Source organism: Novosphingobium sp. CF614 (assembly GCF_900113255.1).
Taxonomy (GTDB): domain Bacteria; phylum Pseudomonadota; class Alphaproteobacteria; order Sphingomonadales; family Sphingomonadaceae; genus Novosphingobium.
Genome location: NZ_FOOR01000018.1, coordinates 55,379 through 72,189 on the forward strand (window position 1 = coordinate 55,379; position 16,811 = coordinate 72,189).

At 66.2% G+C, this 16,811-nt stretch carries 18 protein-coding genes; 9 read left to right on the forward strand and 9 right to left on the reverse strand.

The window, feature by feature from the left end; genetic code table 11:
• The first annotated feature begins 21 nt into the window (after positions 1-21).
• Positions 22-1,701 (forward strand): CHASE domain-containing protein, encoded by a 1,680-nt coding sequence (locus BM052_RS15645; RefSeq protein ID WP_091148399.1) that lies wholly within the window; start codon positions 22-24, stop codon positions 1,699-1,701.
• Between the two features lie 192 nt (positions 1,702-1,893).
• Entirely contained in the window at positions 1,894-2,304 is a 411-nt protein-coding gene (locus tag BM052_RS15650; protein ID WP_091148401.1) for a hypothetical protein, read from the forward strand.
• A gap of 217 nt (positions 2,305-2,521) precedes the next feature.
• On the opposite strand, the gene BM052_RS15655 is transcribed toward BM052_RS15650, so the two are convergent.
• Positions 2,522-3,325, reverse strand: a complete 804-nt coding sequence (locus BM052_RS15655; protein ID WP_091148403.1) for a response regulator — start codon at positions 3,323-3,325, stop codon at positions 2,522-2,524.
• Positions 3,326-3,813: 488 nt separating this feature from the next.
• Between BM052_RS15655 and BM052_RS15660 the strand changes: the two genes are divergently transcribed.
• The 3 genes from BM052_RS15660 to BM052_RS15670 are packed head-to-tail and all read left to right on the forward strand — an operon-like array spanning position 3,814 to position 5,251.
• The gene (locus tag BM052_RS15660; protein ID WP_091148428.1) at positions 3,814-4,464 is read left to right on the forward strand and encodes a sigma-70 family RNA polymerase sigma factor; all 651 of its coding nucleotides are present in this window, start codon (positions 3,814-3,816) and stop codon (positions 4,462-4,464) included.
• Between the two features lie 37 nt (positions 4,465-4,501).
• Positions 4,502-4,909 (forward strand): response regulator, encoded by a 408-nt coding sequence (locus tag BM052_RS15665; protein WP_091148405.1) that lies wholly within the window; start codon positions 4,502-4,504, stop codon positions 4,907-4,909.
• A 39-nt stretch (positions 4,910-4,948) separates the two neighbouring features.
• Complete coding sequence (locus BM052_RS15670; protein WP_255406196.1) at positions 4,949-5,251, forward strand: hypothetical protein; 303 nt, start codon at positions 4,949-4,951, stop codon at positions 5,249-5,251.
• A gap of 184 nt (positions 5,252-5,435) precedes the next feature.
• Here BM052_RS15670 and BM052_RS15675 read toward each other — a convergent pair whose 3' ends face one another.
• The 4 genes from BM052_RS15675 to BM052_RS15690 all read right to left on the reverse strand — a co-directional run bounded on the left by BM052_RS15675 (position 5,436) and on the right by BM052_RS15690 (position 7,714).
• Entirely contained in the window at positions 5,436-5,900 is a 465-nt protein-coding gene (locus BM052_RS15675; protein ID WP_091148406.1) for a pyridoxamine 5'-phosphate oxidase family protein, read from the reverse strand.
• A 96-nt stretch (positions 5,901-5,996) separates the two neighbouring features.
• Positions 5,997-6,479 (reverse strand): hemerythrin domain-containing protein, encoded by a 483-nt coding sequence (locus tag BM052_RS15680; RefSeq protein WP_091148407.1) that lies wholly within the window; start codon positions 6,477-6,479, stop codon positions 5,997-5,999.
• Between the two features lie 177 nt (positions 6,480-6,656).
• Complete coding sequence (locus BM052_RS15685) at positions 6,657-7,175, reverse strand: YceD family protein (RefSeq protein ID WP_091148408.1); 519 nt, start codon at positions 7,173-7,175, stop codon at positions 6,657-6,659.
• Positions 7,172-7,714 (reverse strand): ubiquinol-cytochrome C chaperone family protein, encoded by a 543-nt coding sequence (locus tag BM052_RS15690; RefSeq protein ID WP_091148430.1) that lies wholly within the window; start codon positions 7,712-7,714, stop codon positions 7,172-7,174. Before BM052_RS15690 ends, BM052_RS15685 begins: the two co-directional genes overlap by 4 nt.
• 210 nt (positions 7,715-7,924) lie before the next feature.
• Here BM052_RS15690 and BM052_RS15695 point away from each other — a divergent pair, with 210 nt between their 5' ends.
• The 4 genes from BM052_RS15695 (at position 7,925) to BM052_RS15710 (ending at position 10,858) form a co-directional block, all read left to right on the forward strand.
• Positions 7,925-8,413 carry an outer membrane protein assembly factor BamE gene (locus tag BM052_RS15695; RefSeq protein WP_091148410.1) on the forward strand — a complete coding sequence of 163 codons (489 nt, stop codon included), beginning with the start codon at positions 7,925-7,927 and terminating at the stop codon, positions 8,411-8,413.
• Positions 8,414-8,495: 82 nt separating this feature from the next.
• On the forward strand, positions 8,496-9,068 hold the full coding sequence (hslV, locus tag BM052_RS15700; protein WP_091148411.1) for an ATP-dependent protease subunit HslV: 573 nt from the start codon (positions 8,496-8,498) through the stop codon (positions 9,066-9,068).
• Between the two features lie 115 nt (positions 9,069-9,183).
• A complete protein-coding gene (gene hslU, locus BM052_RS15705) occupies positions 9,184-10,485 on the forward strand; it encodes an ATP-dependent protease ATPase subunit HslU (RefSeq protein WP_091148412.1) in 1,302 nt (433 codons plus the stop codon).
• Between the two features lie 172 nt (positions 10,486-10,657).
• On the forward strand, positions 10,658-10,858 hold the full coding sequence (locus BM052_RS15710; protein ID WP_091148413.1) for a DUF1737 domain-containing protein: 201 nt from the start codon (positions 10,658-10,660) through the stop codon (positions 10,856-10,858).
• 3 nt (positions 10,859-10,861) lie between these two features.
• On the opposite strand, the gene BM052_RS15715 is transcribed toward BM052_RS15710, so the two are convergent.
• The 4 genes from BM052_RS15715 to BM052_RS15730 all read right to left on the reverse strand — a co-directional run bounded on the left by BM052_RS15715 (position 10,862) and on the right by BM052_RS15730 (position 16,470).
• Positions 10,862-12,682, reverse strand: coding sequence for an ABCB family ABC transporter ATP-binding protein/permease (locus BM052_RS15715; RefSeq protein ID WP_091148414.1), 1,821 nt, complete (start codon positions 12,680-12,682; stop codon positions 10,862-10,864).
• 237 nt (positions 12,683-12,919) lie between these two features.
• A complete protein-coding gene (locus BM052_RS15720) occupies positions 12,920-13,834 on the reverse strand; it encodes an aspartyl protease family protein (RefSeq protein ID WP_091148415.1) in 915 nt (304 codons plus the stop codon).
• Between the two features lie 90 nt (positions 13,835-13,924).
• On the reverse strand, positions 13,925-15,460 hold the full coding sequence (locus BM052_RS15725; RefSeq protein WP_091148416.1) for an oligosaccharide flippase family protein: 1,536 nt from the start codon (positions 15,458-15,460) through the stop codon (positions 13,925-13,927).
• 8 nt (positions 15,461-15,468) lie between these two features.
• Positions 15,469-16,470 (reverse strand): glycosyltransferase family 2 protein, encoded by a 1,002-nt coding sequence (locus tag BM052_RS15730; RefSeq protein WP_091148417.1) that lies wholly within the window; start codon positions 16,468-16,470, stop codon positions 15,469-15,471.
• Between the last annotated feature and the right edge of the window lie 341 nt (positions 16,471-16,811).

The following is a 16,811-nucleotide window of genomic DNA, read 5'->3' on the forward strand; positions in this document are numbered from 1 at the left end:
CGGGAAAGTGGAAAGTGCGGGGTGATTGACCAGGCATTGCTCGACAGGGTGCACAAGCAGGCGTGGTTCTACAGGTATCCGCGCGGCTGGCCCTTCCTGTTGTTCCTCCTGGCCAGCATCACCACGGCCGTCTCGGTCATGGCGATCGAGCGGGCGGATCGGCAGACGCGCCAGGTCGAGCTCGATCGCAACCTGACCGAAATCGCCTCGGCGTTGCAGCGGCGGGTGACGGAAAACATCGCCCTGCTGCGCGCGGGCAGCGCGCTGTTCGCCACGCAGGAGACGGTTTCTCCCGAACAGTTCGCGGAATTCGCCGATGACTTGCAGGGCGACGGCACGCTGTACGGTTCGCTCGGGATCGGCTGGGCTCCGCTGGTTCCGGTGGACCAGATCCCGACGCTGGAAGCCGCGCTGCAGAAGGACCGGCAGGAAGATTTCATCGTCTGGCCGCGGCCTTCGGGCGATCAGGGGTACGCCGCGCCCATCGTCTATCTCGAGCCGCGCTCGCAAGACAACCGCCGGGTGGTGGCCTACGATATGTTTTCGGAGAGAGTGCGCCGCTCGGCGATGGAGAATGCGATGCGGCTGGGCGGGCCGGTCGCCTCGGGCAAGGTCCGGCTCATCCAGGACCGGAACGCTCCCGAGGTCGCGGGTTTCCTGATCTACATGCCGGTGATGGTGGCGCGGGGCGGGCAGCGGCAGGTCAAGGGCTTCGTCTACAGTCCTTTTCGCGCCGCGAGTTTCCTCGATTCGGCGAGCGAGCTCTATCGTAACAGCCGTATCGAGGTGGCGATCTACGATGACCACGTCGCGCCCGATACGCTGCTGGCCGAACGCCAGGCCGAAGAACTGACGGGTCCGACGATGGAACGGCGGATCGATGTCGGCAACCATTCCTGGGTGGTTCAGATCAGCGACACGAAGGGCGGCGTGCTTTCGCCTCTTTCGCGCATCACGCTGTTTTTCGGGATGCTGGCTTCCTTGATGGTCATGGCGATCGGCCGGCTGATAACGCGGCGCGCGGCGGAGGATCGCAGGGTGCTCGAATGGCTCACCAGCCAGGCTTCGATCCGCGATTCGCTGACCCGCGAACTCAACCACCGCGTCAAGAACACGCTTGCCAACGTCCTGTCGATCGCGGCGCTGACCCGCCGGCGCTCCAAGGACATCGACGATTTCACCGAAAGTCTGACGGCGCGCCTGCGCGCCCTGTCGGCGACTCACGACCTGCTCTCGCAGTCCGACTGGGGCAACGCGGCGCTGGGGGACATCGTCCGGTCCGAGCTGGCGCCCTACCTGGACGGCAACGAGGGTCATGTCGAAATGTCCGGACCAGACATCAAGCTGGCGCCGAACGACGCCATGTCGCTGGGCCTCGCCATCCACGAACTGGCAACCAACGCCGCGAAATACGGCGCGCTCACCACCGTGGAGGGCCGCATTCACATCTTCTGGTCGCTGGTCTCGCCCGATTGCGCGGAAATCCATTGGCGCGAGGAAGGGGGGCCGACGGTGAGCGAGCCCGCCAAGCGCGGCTTTGGGCGCGACCTGATCGAAAAGATCGTGGCGCACGAATTGAAGTCCAATGTCGATCTCAAGTTCAATCCGGGGGGCGTCGAATGCCGCCTCAAGGTTCCCGTCCGCACGAGCCGTGAATTCGCGCTGCGCGGCGGAAAACTGCGGAAAATGCTTGCGGGTTGAAGGCCATGCGGACCAAGGCGCGCGGCCTTCATGGCGCGGCGCGGGGTGGCTTTCGGATCGAAGGGAAGCGCCGATCGCAAGCAGGCCTAGGAAAAATACGTATGCCGGCCTTCCCGTCAACGCAATGATGCGGTGCAAAAAGGGTTTCGTGGGGCAATTTCAATGTACGAGATCAAGGAGTAAAAACAGCCCATGGCAGTTGCCCACCGCTTCTCCGAGTGGCTTACGGAGGTCGACAATATTGCCCTGTCGTCGACTGTCGCCGCCCCGGACGCCCAAGCCGGCTACGTGCGTGCGATGGGCGTGCTCATGCGGCTGCGCCCCCAGGGCCTGGGGGGTGCCGCGATGTGCCCCTCGCGCGAGGTCGAGGTCATGCGCAGCGTGGCGGCGGGCGCTTTCGAATCGGCGGCGCTGCGCCTGCTCCCCGGCGATGCCCGGATCATGACTTCGACGCCGGGACCGGGACGCCATCTGGCGACCGTGCGGCTGCGCGGCCAGCACCGCGAATCGACCTCGTCCGGCAGCACCTTCGCGCTGGCGCTCATCGGTGCCCTGGCACTCTCGATGGTGGATCACTACCACGAGTTGTCCGACGCCCTGTAAAACGGTGAGCCTGTAAAACCGAGCCGGGACGACGGGTCAACGAAATCGGGCTTCAGAGCAAAGAACCCCTAAATCCGAATCGAGACCCGCTCACCCTTCGACAAGTCCGGGGTGAGCGGTCGGAGGTGTCGGCCCGAGCCCCGCGCCACCGCTCTTGGGCAAACCCGGGACGGGCTGGATGGCGCGGTATTTCCGGTTCGAAAGCCGTCGGCCGGGATCAATCCAGCGGCCTGCTCGATCTGAAAAACAGCGCCTGACTGATCGCCGCGCGCACCGTGGCTTCCTGAAACGGCTTGGTGACGAGATAGGTCGGCTCCGGGCGTTCGCCGGTAAGCAGGCGCTCGGGATAGGCGGTGATGAAGATCACCGGCACGTCGCCGAACTTGAGCAGGTCTTCCACCGCGTCGATGCCCGAACTGCCGTCCGCCAGCTGGATGTCGGCAAGCACGAGGCCGGCGGGCGAGCGGGCGAAGATTTCCAGCGCCTGGTCGTGCGTCGCCGCGGTGCCGACCACGGAATGGCCAAGGTCGGTGACGAGGCTTTCGAGCTGCATGGAGATCAGCGGTTCATCCTCGATGATGAGCACGCTGGTCGCGCTTTCGCCGTCGATCTCCTGGATCGCCTGGTTGACGAGGGCATCGATGTCCTCGACCGAAAGGTCCAGGATCTGCGCGGTCTCGTCGCGCGTGAACTCTTCGACGGTGGTGAGCAGCAGCGCCTGGCGGTGAATGGGCGCGATCGTTGCCAGACGCGTCTGCGCCGCCTGTTCATGCGGCATGGCATCGGGAAGGCCGCTCCGCTCCTCCGCCGCTTCGACATGGCTGGTCGCCCAGATGCGGGTGAAGGCGCTGTAGAGCGCGGCCCGGCTGCTGGCGATGCCGTCGCGCAAGCCGCGGTCGGCAAGCGCGGCTTCCAGGGTCGCCCGCACGTAAGTGTCTCCGGATGTCTGTGATCCGGTCAACGCGCGGGCATAACGGCGCAGGTAAGGCAATTGGACGGCGATCTGATCAGAGACGGACATTGAAATTCCTCAAGGGCTTGGCAACAGTGTTCCGTTTGCACCCGCATGACGTCGTGCGCCTCGATGGGTGCCGTTCAGGGGTTTACGGCCTCACCGGTGGCCATGGTCTGACTCCTGGGTGCCTGCAGGGCAACCGGAAAAATTTTTTCGAATTTCACCGCATCCGGGAACCAAACCCGATCGGCCGCGTTTGCCCCGTATCACCACTGGCTCCCCCACCCCCCGCAAACCAGTGGTGACCCGATCCCGGAGGCCCTCGTTCACGGTAGACGTGGACGGGGGCCTCAAAGTTTCCGGGGCACACTTGTTCCCGGGCGGGCTCAAATGAATTTTCCAAGAACCCGGCGAGCTTATCCTCGAAATGGAAGCTTTACAAGCAATTACAGTGCCTTGGTGCGGAATTGAGGCGACGGGGGCAATGTCCGCCGGGAACTTTCTTCCGTCGGGGCGCGTTAACTGCGCAATTGGTCATCATGGAGGGTATCCGCATGTCGACAACATCCGAGGCAAGGGCCGGCATCGCAGCGAAGCCTGCAACGGCACTCAGCGACCGTGATTTCAAGCAGGCCCTCGCCGATGTCGCCCCGCATCTTCGCGCCTTCGCGCGGGGCCTGTGCGGATGCCGCGACCGTGCGGACGACTTGGCGCAGGAAGCCATGCTGCGCGCCTGGGCGGCGCGTGAGCGCTACATGGCGGGCACCAATTTCAAGGCCTGGACTTTCACCATCCTGCGCAACCACTTCTACAGCGAAGCGCGCCGCGCGCGCTTCCACGGCGAATATGACGAACTGGCCGCCGAACGCATCCTCTGCGCGGAGGCAAGCCAGGAAAGCGCGATCGAACTGGCCGACGTGCTGCGCGCCCTCACCTCCATTCCCGAGACCTATCGCGAGGCGCTGGTGCTGGTCGCCGCCGGCAACTTTTCCTACGAGGAGATCGCCGATATCTGCGGCATCGCGCTCGGTACGGTCAAGAGCCGCATCTGCCGCGCCCGCGCGATGCTCTTGAAAGTCATCGATTCGGGCCAGCTTCCCGATTTTCGCCACAACTTCGTGCTCACCGGCGATGCCGTCGATTCCTTCTTCGCCGAACTCTCGAAGATCGCCAACATCGATCATCGCACGGCAATTGCCGCGTAACACGGCAGGATAAGGGAGTTTGACCTTGGGTACGGTGATGGTGGCGAACTGCGGCAAGATCCTCATCGTCGAGGACGAGTTCCTGGTCGCCCTGCAACTGGAAGATATCCTGGAGGACGGCGGCCACGCGGTTGTCGGCACGGTGCCCGACGCGGCCTCGTTCGCCCTGGTGGGCGAAGCCCCGGACGTGGCGTTGGTCGACCTCAACTTGCGCGACGGGCTGACCGGCCCGGCTATCGCGCGCGATGTCGCGGTCAAGTTCGGCTCGCGCGTGATCTACGTCACCGCCAATCCCGGGCAGATCGACACGCCCGCGCCGACGGCGGTGGGGATCGTCCAGAAGCCTTTCACGCCCAAGTCGATCCTGGCGGCGATCTCCTATGCCCTGGCGGGCTGTCCCGATACCGGGCGCCCGGCGGAACTTCAGCCCCTGCGGCAGGCGTGAGCGCCAGGCCTGGATGATCGATCGAAAGGCCAGCGGCGCGTGACACAGGGGGAGTTCGCCCTGAACGCCCTGCAATATTACGGCGCCGCCGCGGGAACCGTGGCGGCGCTTGTCATTTCGCTCGACCTGGGACGGCGTTGGACCGGCTGGGGCTTCGTGATCTTCGTCACGAGTTCGCTGGCCCTGATCGGCTGGGGCTTCCTCGAGAAGAATTCGGAAGGAATTGGCGCGCAGAATCTCGTGCTGTTCGTCATCAATTGCGTCGGCGTGTGGCGCTATCTGCTATCACGAAGGGCGCGCCGCGCGCCGCCATCCTCCCAGGAACGAAAGGCCGGAAACTAGAGCAGGGAGCCCAGATTCCGGATCACGCTCCGCTCAGCGAGCGAGCGGGGCCAGGGAGCGGGGCCAGCGAGCGCGGCGATGGAGCGGATTTTCCGAAGCGCCGCCCCGTCCCACTTCTTTGGCGTCGGGCCCAAGGGGGGACCAGGGTGGGACCAACGGGGGGCCAAGGGGTCCAGAGGGGGTATCAGACCGCGCCAAGCGCATGATGACCGGCCTTCGCCGGATCGATCGGCTTGCCCGTCAGCAGTTTCCACGCGTTCTTGAGGCCGATCTCGACGGTCCAGACTTCGCCGTCGGCGATGTCGAAGCGCAGCATCACCACGGCGGGGTCGGTCCTGCCGCCCGGCAGCCATGCCTCGACCGCGTTGTCCCAGTGCCGGTCGCGAAGCGCCTGGGAGGTTTCCTCCACCAGGGTGCCCTCGATGCAGGCGAAGACTTCGTGGCCCCTAGTCATGACCTGGCCCATCGCCTTGCCGCCGCCGGCGATCCGGTTGGTGCGCCGGCAGAAGAACCAGATCGCGTGGCGTGCGTCGCGGTCGAGCCGGGCGGTCATCGGCTCGGCATGGTCGCTCGATCCGGTAAGCTTCATCATGATGAAGGGGCTGAGTTGAAAGGCCTTCCAGAAGGTCTCGCGGATATCGATGTCCATGGGAATTCTCCTCGGGCTTTGGCTTGTGGGGCTTTGGCTTGTGCCGCTACAACGCCCGGGAGACGGGCGGCGTTCCATCCCCGCCCGTCCCGCGCCTTATTCGCGCTGATCGCCGGGCTCCGCCTTCTCGGCCAGGGCCAGTTCCTTCGGCTTGCGCGTCTCGAACACTTCGGCAAGCTTCCGCTCGGCCTTGGTCGACAGCGTCTTCGCGGCGGCGGGGAACATTTCTTTCTCTTCCTCGTCGATATGGTGGAGGTAGCGGTGGCGCATCTGCTTGAACTTGCCGAGCCAGGCGCCGGCGGCCATGTCCAGTTCGACCAGCTCGCCCAGGAAATCGTCGATTTCCTTATGTTCCGTGACCGAGTGGCGCGCATCGTCGCGCAGTTCGGGGCAGGCGAGCATCGTCGCGTAGAGCGATTCCTCCTCGGCTGCGGCATGGGCCTGGAGCTCCTTGCGCAATTCCTCGAACAGCCCGCGGCGTTCGGGGGTGTCGCCGTGGGTCTCGCCCAGTTGCTCCAGCATCGCGCGATGCTTGTCGTGATCGGTCTTGAGATCCTGGAAAATGCGTGCGTCTGCCATGGTCGCGGCTCCCGTGCATGAGTGGGCCCGTGGATGAACGGGTCGCCGGAGTAATGGCCGGCCGCCGGCATGGTTGCATCGGGAGCGACGATTTCGCGGCGGCCCGCGCGCCCGGAAGGGCAGGTGGTTGGGAAGACGGCGAAGGGGGAAGACGAGCCGCGTTCCGGGAACCGGGTATTACGCCTGCTTGTCCTTCAGCTGCTTGAGCGCCGCGAAAGGGCCCTGGTCTTCGGGCGTGCCGATGCCGGCCGCCGCCCGTGCCGCGTCGGCGTCCGGCCCGGTCAGGAACGGGTCGATGGCGAGCGCCAGGCTTTGCGCCACCGCCTCGCCGAGATCGAAATGGGTGCCGGCGTACTCGATTTCGTCGCAGTCCCCGGCATCGATCTCCACTTCCTCGCCATCGGCATAAGCGGTGCTTTGGGGGACGAAGCGGAAGTACAGATCCTCGACGATCGAAACCGGCAGGTCCTCGGCCGAGACCGCGCAGGACTGGATGAAGTCCGCCGTGAGCGTGCCGCGCGCCTCGACGATGCGATCCTTCCGGTGCAGTTCCAGGTCGGCGGCGAGGCGATCGATCCGCACCAGCCCGAAGCGCTTCGCCAGCGCCGCCCGCTCGGCCTCGCCGGCTTCCAGGTGGGGCGCCTTGCCCTCCACCTGGCGCACGTCGAACGGCCGCGAGAACTCCGGCGTGCTCACCGCGCGATCCTGGCGGCGAGCAGCGCTTCGCCCGAAAGGGCATCGATCTGCGCGTGGAGCCGCCGCACTTCGGCCGCGAGGCGCGCCTTGTCGGCACCGTCGATCAGCGTGACGTTGCGGTCCAGCGTTTCGATCAGGGTGGCATCGTCCTGCCCCAGGGCATCCCTGAACGCGCCGATGCGTCCGCCCAGCACGCTCATCAGCTTGCCGATGCGCTTGCCGACGACCAGGTCGCCCACGCCCGACTGGCGCAGCTGCCCGTCCATGTCGTCCACGAACAGTTCGGTCAGCCGCACCGAAGGCTCGATCAGGGAATCGTCGGTGGTCCCCCCCGGGGTGTGCTTGTCGCGTTCCATGCGCAGCATGACCAGCACCATGACCAGCGTCACCGCGTCGAAACGGCCGGACACGGTATCGGCCACGCCGCATTGGGCATACCACTGCTTCTCGCGCGCGATTTCCACCACGCGGTGCCAAAGCGGGCGGGCGGCGTCGCGGGTATCGGAGTGCCTGCCGAGCAGGCGGGAGATCAGGGACACGGGGGGCAGGAGCCTTTCGTTCATCACGAATTCAATCGGTGCAATACAGTCAGCTGCGCCAACGCCCATTGCGTGGGCGCTTGCGGGGCCTTAAGGCCAGTGGCGATATATGGGTCGGACGCCCGCTGGCAATGGCCGGCAAGCATCCGCGGGGTTTTGGCCTCATGTTTTGGGCCCCATGCGTTGGGTCCGGTGGTTTGGAGTGTGGAAATGCGCGAGGTTGGTCTCAAGATCAGGATGGCAGGCATGGCTGCGGCGCTTGCCGCGCTGGTCGGCGGCTGCTCGTCGATCCGCGATCACCGTGGCTACCTCGTCGACCAGACCCTGCTCGATTCGGTCCAGCCGGGCATCGACAACCGCCTTTCGGTGGAAAAGACGCTCGGCCGGCCGACTTTCGTCAGCCAGTTCGGCCAGAAGGACTACTACTACGTCTCGCAGATCGTGAAGACGCCGCCCTTCGGCAAGCCGCGCACTTCGGAGCAGACCGTGCTGCGCGTGCGCTTCGACACCGCCGACAATGTCGTCGCGGTCGACAAGCGCGGGATGGAGCAGGTCGCGCGGATCAGTCCGGAAGGTGACAAGACCCCGACGCTGGGCCGCCACCGCAGCCTGCTTCAGGACCTGTTCGGCAATATCGGCGCGGTCGGCGCCGGCGGCACCGGCACCGCGCCGAGCGGCCCGGGTCCGAACGGCAGCTGACAGTCGCAGTTGACAGGCGCGCCCGTGCCCGTTCGGGGCGGGCCTGCTTGAACCTTGCGGGCCGCGCCATATATCCCGCCCCATGAACAGCAACGGGGCGAGCCACGGCCTGATCGAGTGGCACGGAACGACCATCGTCGGCGTCAGGAAGGGCGGCAAGACCGTCATCGCCGGGGACGGACAGGTTTCCATGGGCAATACCGTCATGAAGCCGAACGCGCGCAAGGTGCGCCGGATCGGCGAAGGCGGGAAGGTGATCGTCGGGTTCGCCGGCGCCACCGCCGACGCCTTCACCCTGTTCGAACGGTTGGAGCGCAAGCTGGAGCAATATCGCGGCCAGCTCATGCGCGCGGCGGTCGAACTCGCCAAGGACTGGCGGACCGACAAGTATCTTCGCAACCTGGAAGCACTGATGATCGTGGCGGACGCCGACACGCTGCTGGTGCTCACCGGCAACGGCGACGTGCTGGAGCCCGAGGCCAAGGCCGACACGACCATCGCGGCGATCGGATCGGGCGGCAACTACGCGCTCGCCGCCGCCCGCGCGCTGGACGCCTATGAGGACGATGCCGAGACGATCGCGCGCAAGGCCATGCAGGTCGCCGCCGACATCTGCGTCTTCACCAACGACCGCGTGACGGTGGAAACCGTTTGATCCGCAATTCCCCTCCCGCCTGCGGGAGGGGCAAGAGGAGGGCCTGTTCCCTCCCCGCCCACCCCAACATGCCCTCCCCCCTGCCGCTCCCGCAGGCGGGAGGGGAGAGAAGAGAATGAACGAAAACCTCACCCCCAAAGCCATCGTCCGCGCGCTGGACGAACACATCGTCGGCCAGGCCGAGGCCAAGAAGGCCGTCGCCGTGGCGCTGCGCAACCGCTGGCGAAGGCAAAGGCTCCCGCTCGACCTGCGCGACGAGGTGACGCCCAAGAACATCCTGATGATCGGCCCCACCGGCTGCGGCAAGACCGAGATCAGCCGCCGGCTGGCCAGGCTGGCCGACGCGCCGTTCGTCAAGGTGGAGGCCACCAAGTTCACCGAAGTCGGCTACGTCGGCCGCGATGTCGAGCAGATCGCGCGCGACCTTGTCGAGGAAGCGATCCGGCTGGAGAAGGATCGCCGCCGCGAATCGGTGCGCGAAGCCGCGTCGAAGGCGGCGATGGACCGCCTGCTCAACGCCCTGGTGGGAGAGGGCGCCTCCGAGGCGACCCGCGCGGCGTTCCACCAGCGCATCACCGAGAACGCGATGAACGACACCGAGGTGGAGATCGAGGTGGAGGACAGCCCCGCCGCGCCGATGGAGATTCCCGGCATGGGCGGCTCGGTCGGCATGATTAACCTGTCGGACATCATGGGCAAGGCGTTCGGCGGCCAGCGCATGAAGCGCCGCAAGATGAAAGTGCCCGACGCCTGGGACAAGCTGGTCGACGAGGAATCGGAAAAGCGCATGGATCAGGACGACGTCGCCCGCGTCGCGCTGGTCAACGCGGAGACCAACGGCATCGTCTTCCTGGACGAGATCGACAAGATCGCGGTTTCCGACGTGCGCGGCGGCTCGGTTTCCCGCGAGGGCGTGCAGCGAGACCTGCTGCCGCTGATCGAGGGCACCACGGTCGCCACCAAGTATGGCCCGATGAAGACCGACCACGTGCTGTTCATCGCCTCTGGCGCGTTCCACGTCGCCAAGCCGAGCGACATGCTGCCCGAACTCCAGGGCCGCCTGCCGATCCGGGTGGAGCTGAAGGCGCTGACCGAGGCGGATTTCGTGCGTATTCTGTCGGAAACCCGCGCGAACCTGGTCACCCAGTACAAGGCCCTGCTCGGCACCGAGAACCTCACCGTGGAGGTCACGCCGGGGGCCGTTCTCGAAGTGGCCAGGATCGCGGCGCAAGTGAACGAGAGCGTCGAGAACATCGGCGCCCGCCGCTTGCAGACCGTCATGGAAAAGCTGCTGGAGGAACTGAGCTTCGAGGCCGAGGACCGGGCCGGCGAAACGGTGACGATCGACGAGACCTATGTGCGCGAGAAGCTGGCGGCCCTTGCGGGGAACGCGGATCTTTCGAAATATATTCTGTGAGCGACGTATATTCTGTGAGCGACAGGGGCGAGCCGCTCCAGCAACCTTCACTGCCCCTCTTTCGTCGTTGCGAGCCGCGGGCGAAGCAATCCAGCGCCGCGCCGCCCGCCCTGGATTGCCGCGCCGCCTTCGGCGGCTCGCCATGACAAGGAAATTGAGCTAGCAGGTTCGAATGTACCAGACCCCCGAAGATCGCCCGATCTATCGCCTCCTCACCGGCAAGGACGACCGCGCCTTTTGCGAGCGTGTGTCCGAGGCGCTGGCGCAGGGCTGGCGGCTCTATGGATCGCCCACGCTGGCGTGGGATACGGCGGAGAACTGCATGAAGGCGGCGCAGGCCGTGGTCTGGCATGAGGCCGACGCGGTGAAGTGACGATTATTCCGCCGCTTCGCTGAGTTCTTCCGCTTCCGCCGCCTGCCTTGCCCACATTTCGGCGTAAAGCCCGTCCAGCCGCAGCAGTTCGGCGTGAGAGCCGCTTTCCGCCAGCCGGCCGTCGTGCAGCACCAGGATGCGGTCGGCATCGGCGATCGTCGAGAGACGGTGCGCGATCGAGATGCTGGTGCGGTTCTCCGATACCCGGTGCAGCGTCGCCAGGATGTCCTGCTCGGTACGCGTATCGAGCGCGCTGGTCGCTTCGTCGAGGAGCAGGATCGGCGGGTTCTTGACCAGTGTCCTCGCGATCGCGACGCGCTGCTTCTCGCCGCCGGAAAGCTTGAGGCCGCGTTCGCCCACTTCGGTTTCGAAGCGCTTGGGCAGCCGCTCTATCAGCGGCATCAGCGCCGCCCCGCGCGCCGCCATTTCCACGTCGTCCTGGGTGGCGCCGTCGCGGCCATAGGCGATGTTGTAGCCGATGGTGTCGTTGAACAGCACCGAATCCTGCGGGACGATCCCGATCGCGGCGCGCAGGCTGGCCTGCGTCACCTCGCGGATGTCCTGCCCGTCGATCAGGATGCGCCCGCCTTGCGGATCGTAGAAGCGGAACAGCAGCCGGGCGAGCGTGGACTTGCCCGCGCCCGAGGGACCGACGACCGCGTAGTTGCGCCCCGCCGGCACTTCGAACGACAGGCCGTGGAGGATCGTCCGGTCCGTCTCGTAACCGAACACGACATCGTCGAAGACCACCGAAGGCCTGTGAATGACGAGCGCCGGCGCGCCGGGCCTGTCGGGAATTTCCTGTGGCTCGTCGAGCAGGCGGAACATCTCGGCCATGTCGATCAGGCCCTGCCGGATCGTGCGGTAGACCATGCCGAGCATGTCGAGCGGCCGGAACAGCTGGGTGAGGTAGGTCTGCACGAACACCAGCTGGCCGGCGGTGTACTGGCCCCGATACCAGCCCCACACGGTATAGGCGAGCGCGCCGGCCATCAGCAGGCTCACCACCAGGGCCTGCGCGATATTCAGCATGCCGAGGCTGTTCTCGCTCTTGACGGCAGCCTCGGCATAGGCGCGCGTGGCCCGCGCGTAGCGTTCTTCCTCGCGCGCTTCGGCCGCGAAGTACTTCACCGTCTCGTAGTTGAGCAGCGAATCCACCGCGCGGGCGAGCGCCTGCCCGTCGAGCCGGTTCATCGTCTCGCGCAGCTTGGTGCGCCATTCGGTGATCGTGCGCGTCACCCAGATATAGGCGACGACCGCGACGGCGGTGGCGGCGACGAGGCCCCAGCCGAAATTGATGTAGAAGATCACCGCGACGATCACGAGCTGGATCACGGTCGGCGCGATGTTGAACAGCATGAAGTAGAGCATCGTGTCGATGCTCTTGGTGCCGCGCTCGATGGTCTTGGTGACCTGGCCGGTGCGCCGCCCGAGGTGGAAGCGCAGGCTCAGGCGGTGAAGCTGGGCGAACACGTTTTCGGCCAGGGCGCGCGTCGCATCCTGCCCCACGCGCTCGAAGACGATGTTGCGCAAGTTGTCGAAAGCGGCCTGCACGAAGCGGCCGGCGGAATAGGCGAGCACGGTGAGCATCGCCAGCTGCACCAGCTTCGGCCCGGTCGCGCCCATCGCATCGATCGCCCACTTGAGCAGGTAGGGCAGCGTGAGCTGCGTCCCGGTCGAGGCGAGGATGAACAGGCAGGCAACGACGATCCGCCAGCGCAGCGCCTTGTTGTCGGTCGGCCAGAGGTAGGGCAGGAACCGGAACAGGGTGCCCCAGCCATCATGGCGGGCGTTGGGATCGTTGACGGCGGTATCTGGTGGCATACCGCCGCAAGATAGGGAACTTCCGCCGGGACTCAATCTTATACCCCGTCTCATTGACCGGAACGCGTGTTCCCCTGCCCTTCGTCCTTGCGAGCCGCAGGCGAAGCAACCCAGTGCCGCGCCGCCTTCAGCGGCTCGCAAGGACGAAGGGCAGGGCCATACCCCGTTCCGCTGGCGTCATCGACGCGACCTTGCATCAAGCTTCCAGCGACCGCGCATTCCGGGGGACGGTCGGTATTACCCGGGCAGATCGAACAGGATCTTTCGAGTCGAGAAGTCGATCGCGACCCTCTTGAACGCGCGCAGTTCGCGCATGCCCAGGAAAATCGCCGGCCGTTTGCGCAGGCCCAGTTCACCGAAGGCGGGAGCATCGGCGAAAGCGATCAGGACATTCGAAAGCTTCAGTCCATTGATCGTGAGCTGGCGGCCGAAGCCCATGTCCACCGCCAGCTCGTGCCCGGTCACGCTGGAGAGCATCGCCTTGAATCCCGGGCGTTCCCGCATCGCGTGCTGCAAGGCGAGGTTGCCGACGGTCCCGCTGGCGCCGGTGTCGATCACGACATCGATGCGAACGCCGTCGATCAGGGCATTGGTCATGATGAGCCGGCCCGAGCGCTTGCGGGCCCGCACGACGATTTCGTAGCCGGCGCTGCCGCCCAGTTGGCGGGGTTCGCCGATGGTGATGGTGTCACGGGTGAAATCAAGCAGTACGCGCTGGTCCTGCAGGCTGTCGGTTCCCAGAATGCCGTCCGCGCCGATGTGCCTGTTTTCGAGCAGCGGCACGATGAGGCCGTAGAGTTCGCGGCTGCCGAACCCGAGCGTCTCGACTCTGGCGGTGGCGACGTCGTCCGCCCCGGCCATGCCGACCACTCGCACCTCCGGGCCCAGCGTCAGGCCGAGGTTCCCCGCAAGCGCTGTCGAGACCACCGTGCGCTGGGAACCGGTGTCGATCAGGAAGCGGTAGGGCCCCGTGCCTTCAAGCGCGACATCCACGGTCATGCGTTCGTTCAGGTCGGCCTGGCCCTGGAGTGTTTCGGGCAGCGTTTCGGGCAGTGTTTCTGCGTCTTCGGGCGCGGTGAGGGGGACGGGTGTGGTTCCCAGGATCACCGGATCGGCGATCAGCAAAGCCAGCGCGAGCGCGATTCCAGCCATATTCCCCTCCCGCGGGGTATTTCCCACCCCTGTCTCGGTCGGACGACTCTATCACGGCGGCGCGCCGGGCGCCATCTTTCCGAGAGGTCCCTAAGCGGGACGGGGCTTCAACCGTGCGCGCAGGGGGGCAAGCACGTGCAATGCCACGCCGACCAGATCCTCGCGCGCCGGATGCCGCAGGAGATGGACGGCGCATAGCCAGGCAAGGGCCGAGGCACCGGTGGTCCCGACGAAGTCGAGAAAACCGAGCGTCGCCGGGCTGCGCCACACGGTAACGGCGTATATCGCTGGCAGGACCGTTGCCAGCGTGACGCCCAGGCTTGCCGCGTAGATACGCAGCACCGCGCGCCAGCTGAAGCCGATCAGGCGCCGCAGCCACAGCGCATAGAGGCAGAACCAGCCCAGGCCGTAGACGAGCCGGGAAGCGGCGGCGGCCTCCACCCCGATCGCCGCGCCCGCCGCCAGCGTGGCCACCGAAAGCGCGGTATCGGCGATGTTGAAGTAGAGCAGCTGGCGCAGCCGCCCGAGCAGGATCGGCAGGTCCATGTGGAGCGGCAGCGCCACGAAGAAGCATTCGGCCAGGGCGACGAAGGCCAGCAGCGGCGCCGCTTCGGCCCAGCCCGGCCCGTAAAGCATCAGGATCACCGGCTGGGAAAGCACCGCCAGCAGCGCCATGGCTGGCCAGACGATGACTCCGTGGGCGGCGACGACGCGCTCGTAGTAGGGGCCGAGGTCCTTCTCCTCGTCGTGCAGCCGGGCGAAAGTGGGATAATAGATCGCCCCGACCGCGCCGGCGACGAGGTAATGCAGCTGCGCCGCCAGCGCGACGCCCCGGCTGAACAGGCCGGCCGCGCTCATCCCCTGCATGCGCCCGACGATGAGGTCGGGCGTGCGCATGCCGATCCCGCCCGAAAGATAGAGCAGCGCGCTGCCCGAGCCGAAGCCGATGATCTCGCGCGCGCGCTCCATCCGGAAGCTGAGGCTGAACGGCGTCGGGCGCAGGATCTGCGCCGCGACCGCGCGCACGGCCGCTTGCGCGATCATCGCCCAGGCCAGCGATTCGGCCGAATAGCCGAGCGCCGCCAGTGCCAGCGCGCAGCCGCTGTTGGCCAGCGCCCCCGTGCTGTTGACAAGGAAAGTCGCGCGAAAGTCCAGCCGGCGCGCCAGCAGCGCGGCCGGGACGATGCTCCAGGGATTGAGCAGGTAGGATGCCGCGATCAGCGCCAGGATCGGGAACAGCCGCGGTTCGCCGTAGAACAACGCGATCGGCCAGGCGATCGCCAGGACCAGCGCCGCCAGGATGAACGAAAACGCCACCGCGATCACGGTGCAGTGGCGCACCGTCTCCTCGTCGGCGGTGGGGTGGCGGCCGAGATAGCGCGTCAGGCCGAAATCCTGGATGATCGAAAGAATCATCGCCGCCGCCAATGCGACCGAAAACAGGCCGATCTCCTCCGGCTTCAGGAAGAAGCGCGAGATGACGACGGAGGTGACGAACTGCATCGTGAATTGCGAATACTGGCTCGCCGCCGCCCATAGCGCGGCGGACTTGACGCTGCCCGCGCCGCGCCCGTTGTCCGGCGTGGGGGGAGGGGAGGGGGGAGGGGAGTGGCGCGCTTCGGCCATGGTGCCGCTCAGACCAGCAGGTTCGCGGCGAGGGTGGCGGCCAGACGAAACGCGCGCAGCGGTTCACCGAAACGCAGGAGGCGCACGACGGTACGCCACATGCCGTCGCGTCGGCCGCCGTCGCGCAGATGGCTCATCAGGAGCTCGAAACCGTCGTCGCGCATGGCGCTGGCCGAATAACGCAGCCCCAGCGCGACTTGCTCGCGCACCTGGCGGGAGATCCCGGGACGGCCGAACAGGGCATCGAGTTCGTCGATCGGCGGCAGCCGGTCGAGCGTCGCGGTCGGATCGGGGCGTCCGGCCCGCCGCTCGCGCCAGGCTGCCTGGGCGACGGCCGTACCGATCTGCTGCTCTGTCGTGTAGCGGGAGGACACTTGTCCGGGATAGCGGCGATAGCGCAGCAGCCGCTCGGGAATGTTGCCCAGTTTGGTCACGCTGGCCAGGCGCAGCCACAGGTCGAGATCCTCGCAATGGCGGAATGCGGCGTGATAGCCGCCGACGGCAAGGACGACGTCGCGCCGGTACATGGCGGCGGGGTGGCAGATAAGCTGCCCGCCGGTCTCGATGGCGAGGAGCAAGTCCTCATGAACGAGCGGGTGATCGGCGCCGCCGCGCGCCAGCGATTGGCCGTTCTCGCCGATGTCCTCGCTCCAGCTGCCCACCACGCCGTAGTCGGGATGGTCGGCCAGGAACGCGATTTGTTTCGTGAAACGATCGGGACGGGAGATGTCGTCCGCGTCCATGCGCGCGATGATCGGCGCCTGTGCCGCGTCGATCATTTCGTTGAGACTGGCGATGAGCCCGCGATTCTCCCGCAGGATCGGGCGGATGCGCGAATCGGCGGCGGCGTGGCGGCGCACGATCTGCGGCGATTCGTCGGTCGATCCGTCGTCGAGGATGAGAAACTCGAAATCGCCGAAGTCCTGCGCGAGCACGCTTTCGATGGCGGACACGAGGAATCGCTCGCCGTTATAGACGCTCATCGCGACACTGATTGCCGGTTTCGGCATCGATGACGGGTTCCCGATTCTTCCGCGGACCCTGGCGGCCCTTGTGCACGCCCGACGGGGTAGCCCGCACGTGGTAAACAAAGCGTGTGATCCCGCCGTCGTGGAGCGATAGCGGATGGCGAGTCGGGGATGCGGGGTCGGGAGCGGTGTGAGCGGCGAGGCTGTTGGTTGTGTTTTAAGTGATTGGAATTACTATTATTTCATGGTTCGTGGCGATTTTTGTGAAGAAAGTGTTTGACTGGTTGTGGGGTGGACCTTAGAGGGCGCTTCACCGCAGCGGAGTGGCCGGTTTTACTGGCATCTGGGGCGGTCGCCAAGACAGTACGGGCAACAAGGTCCCC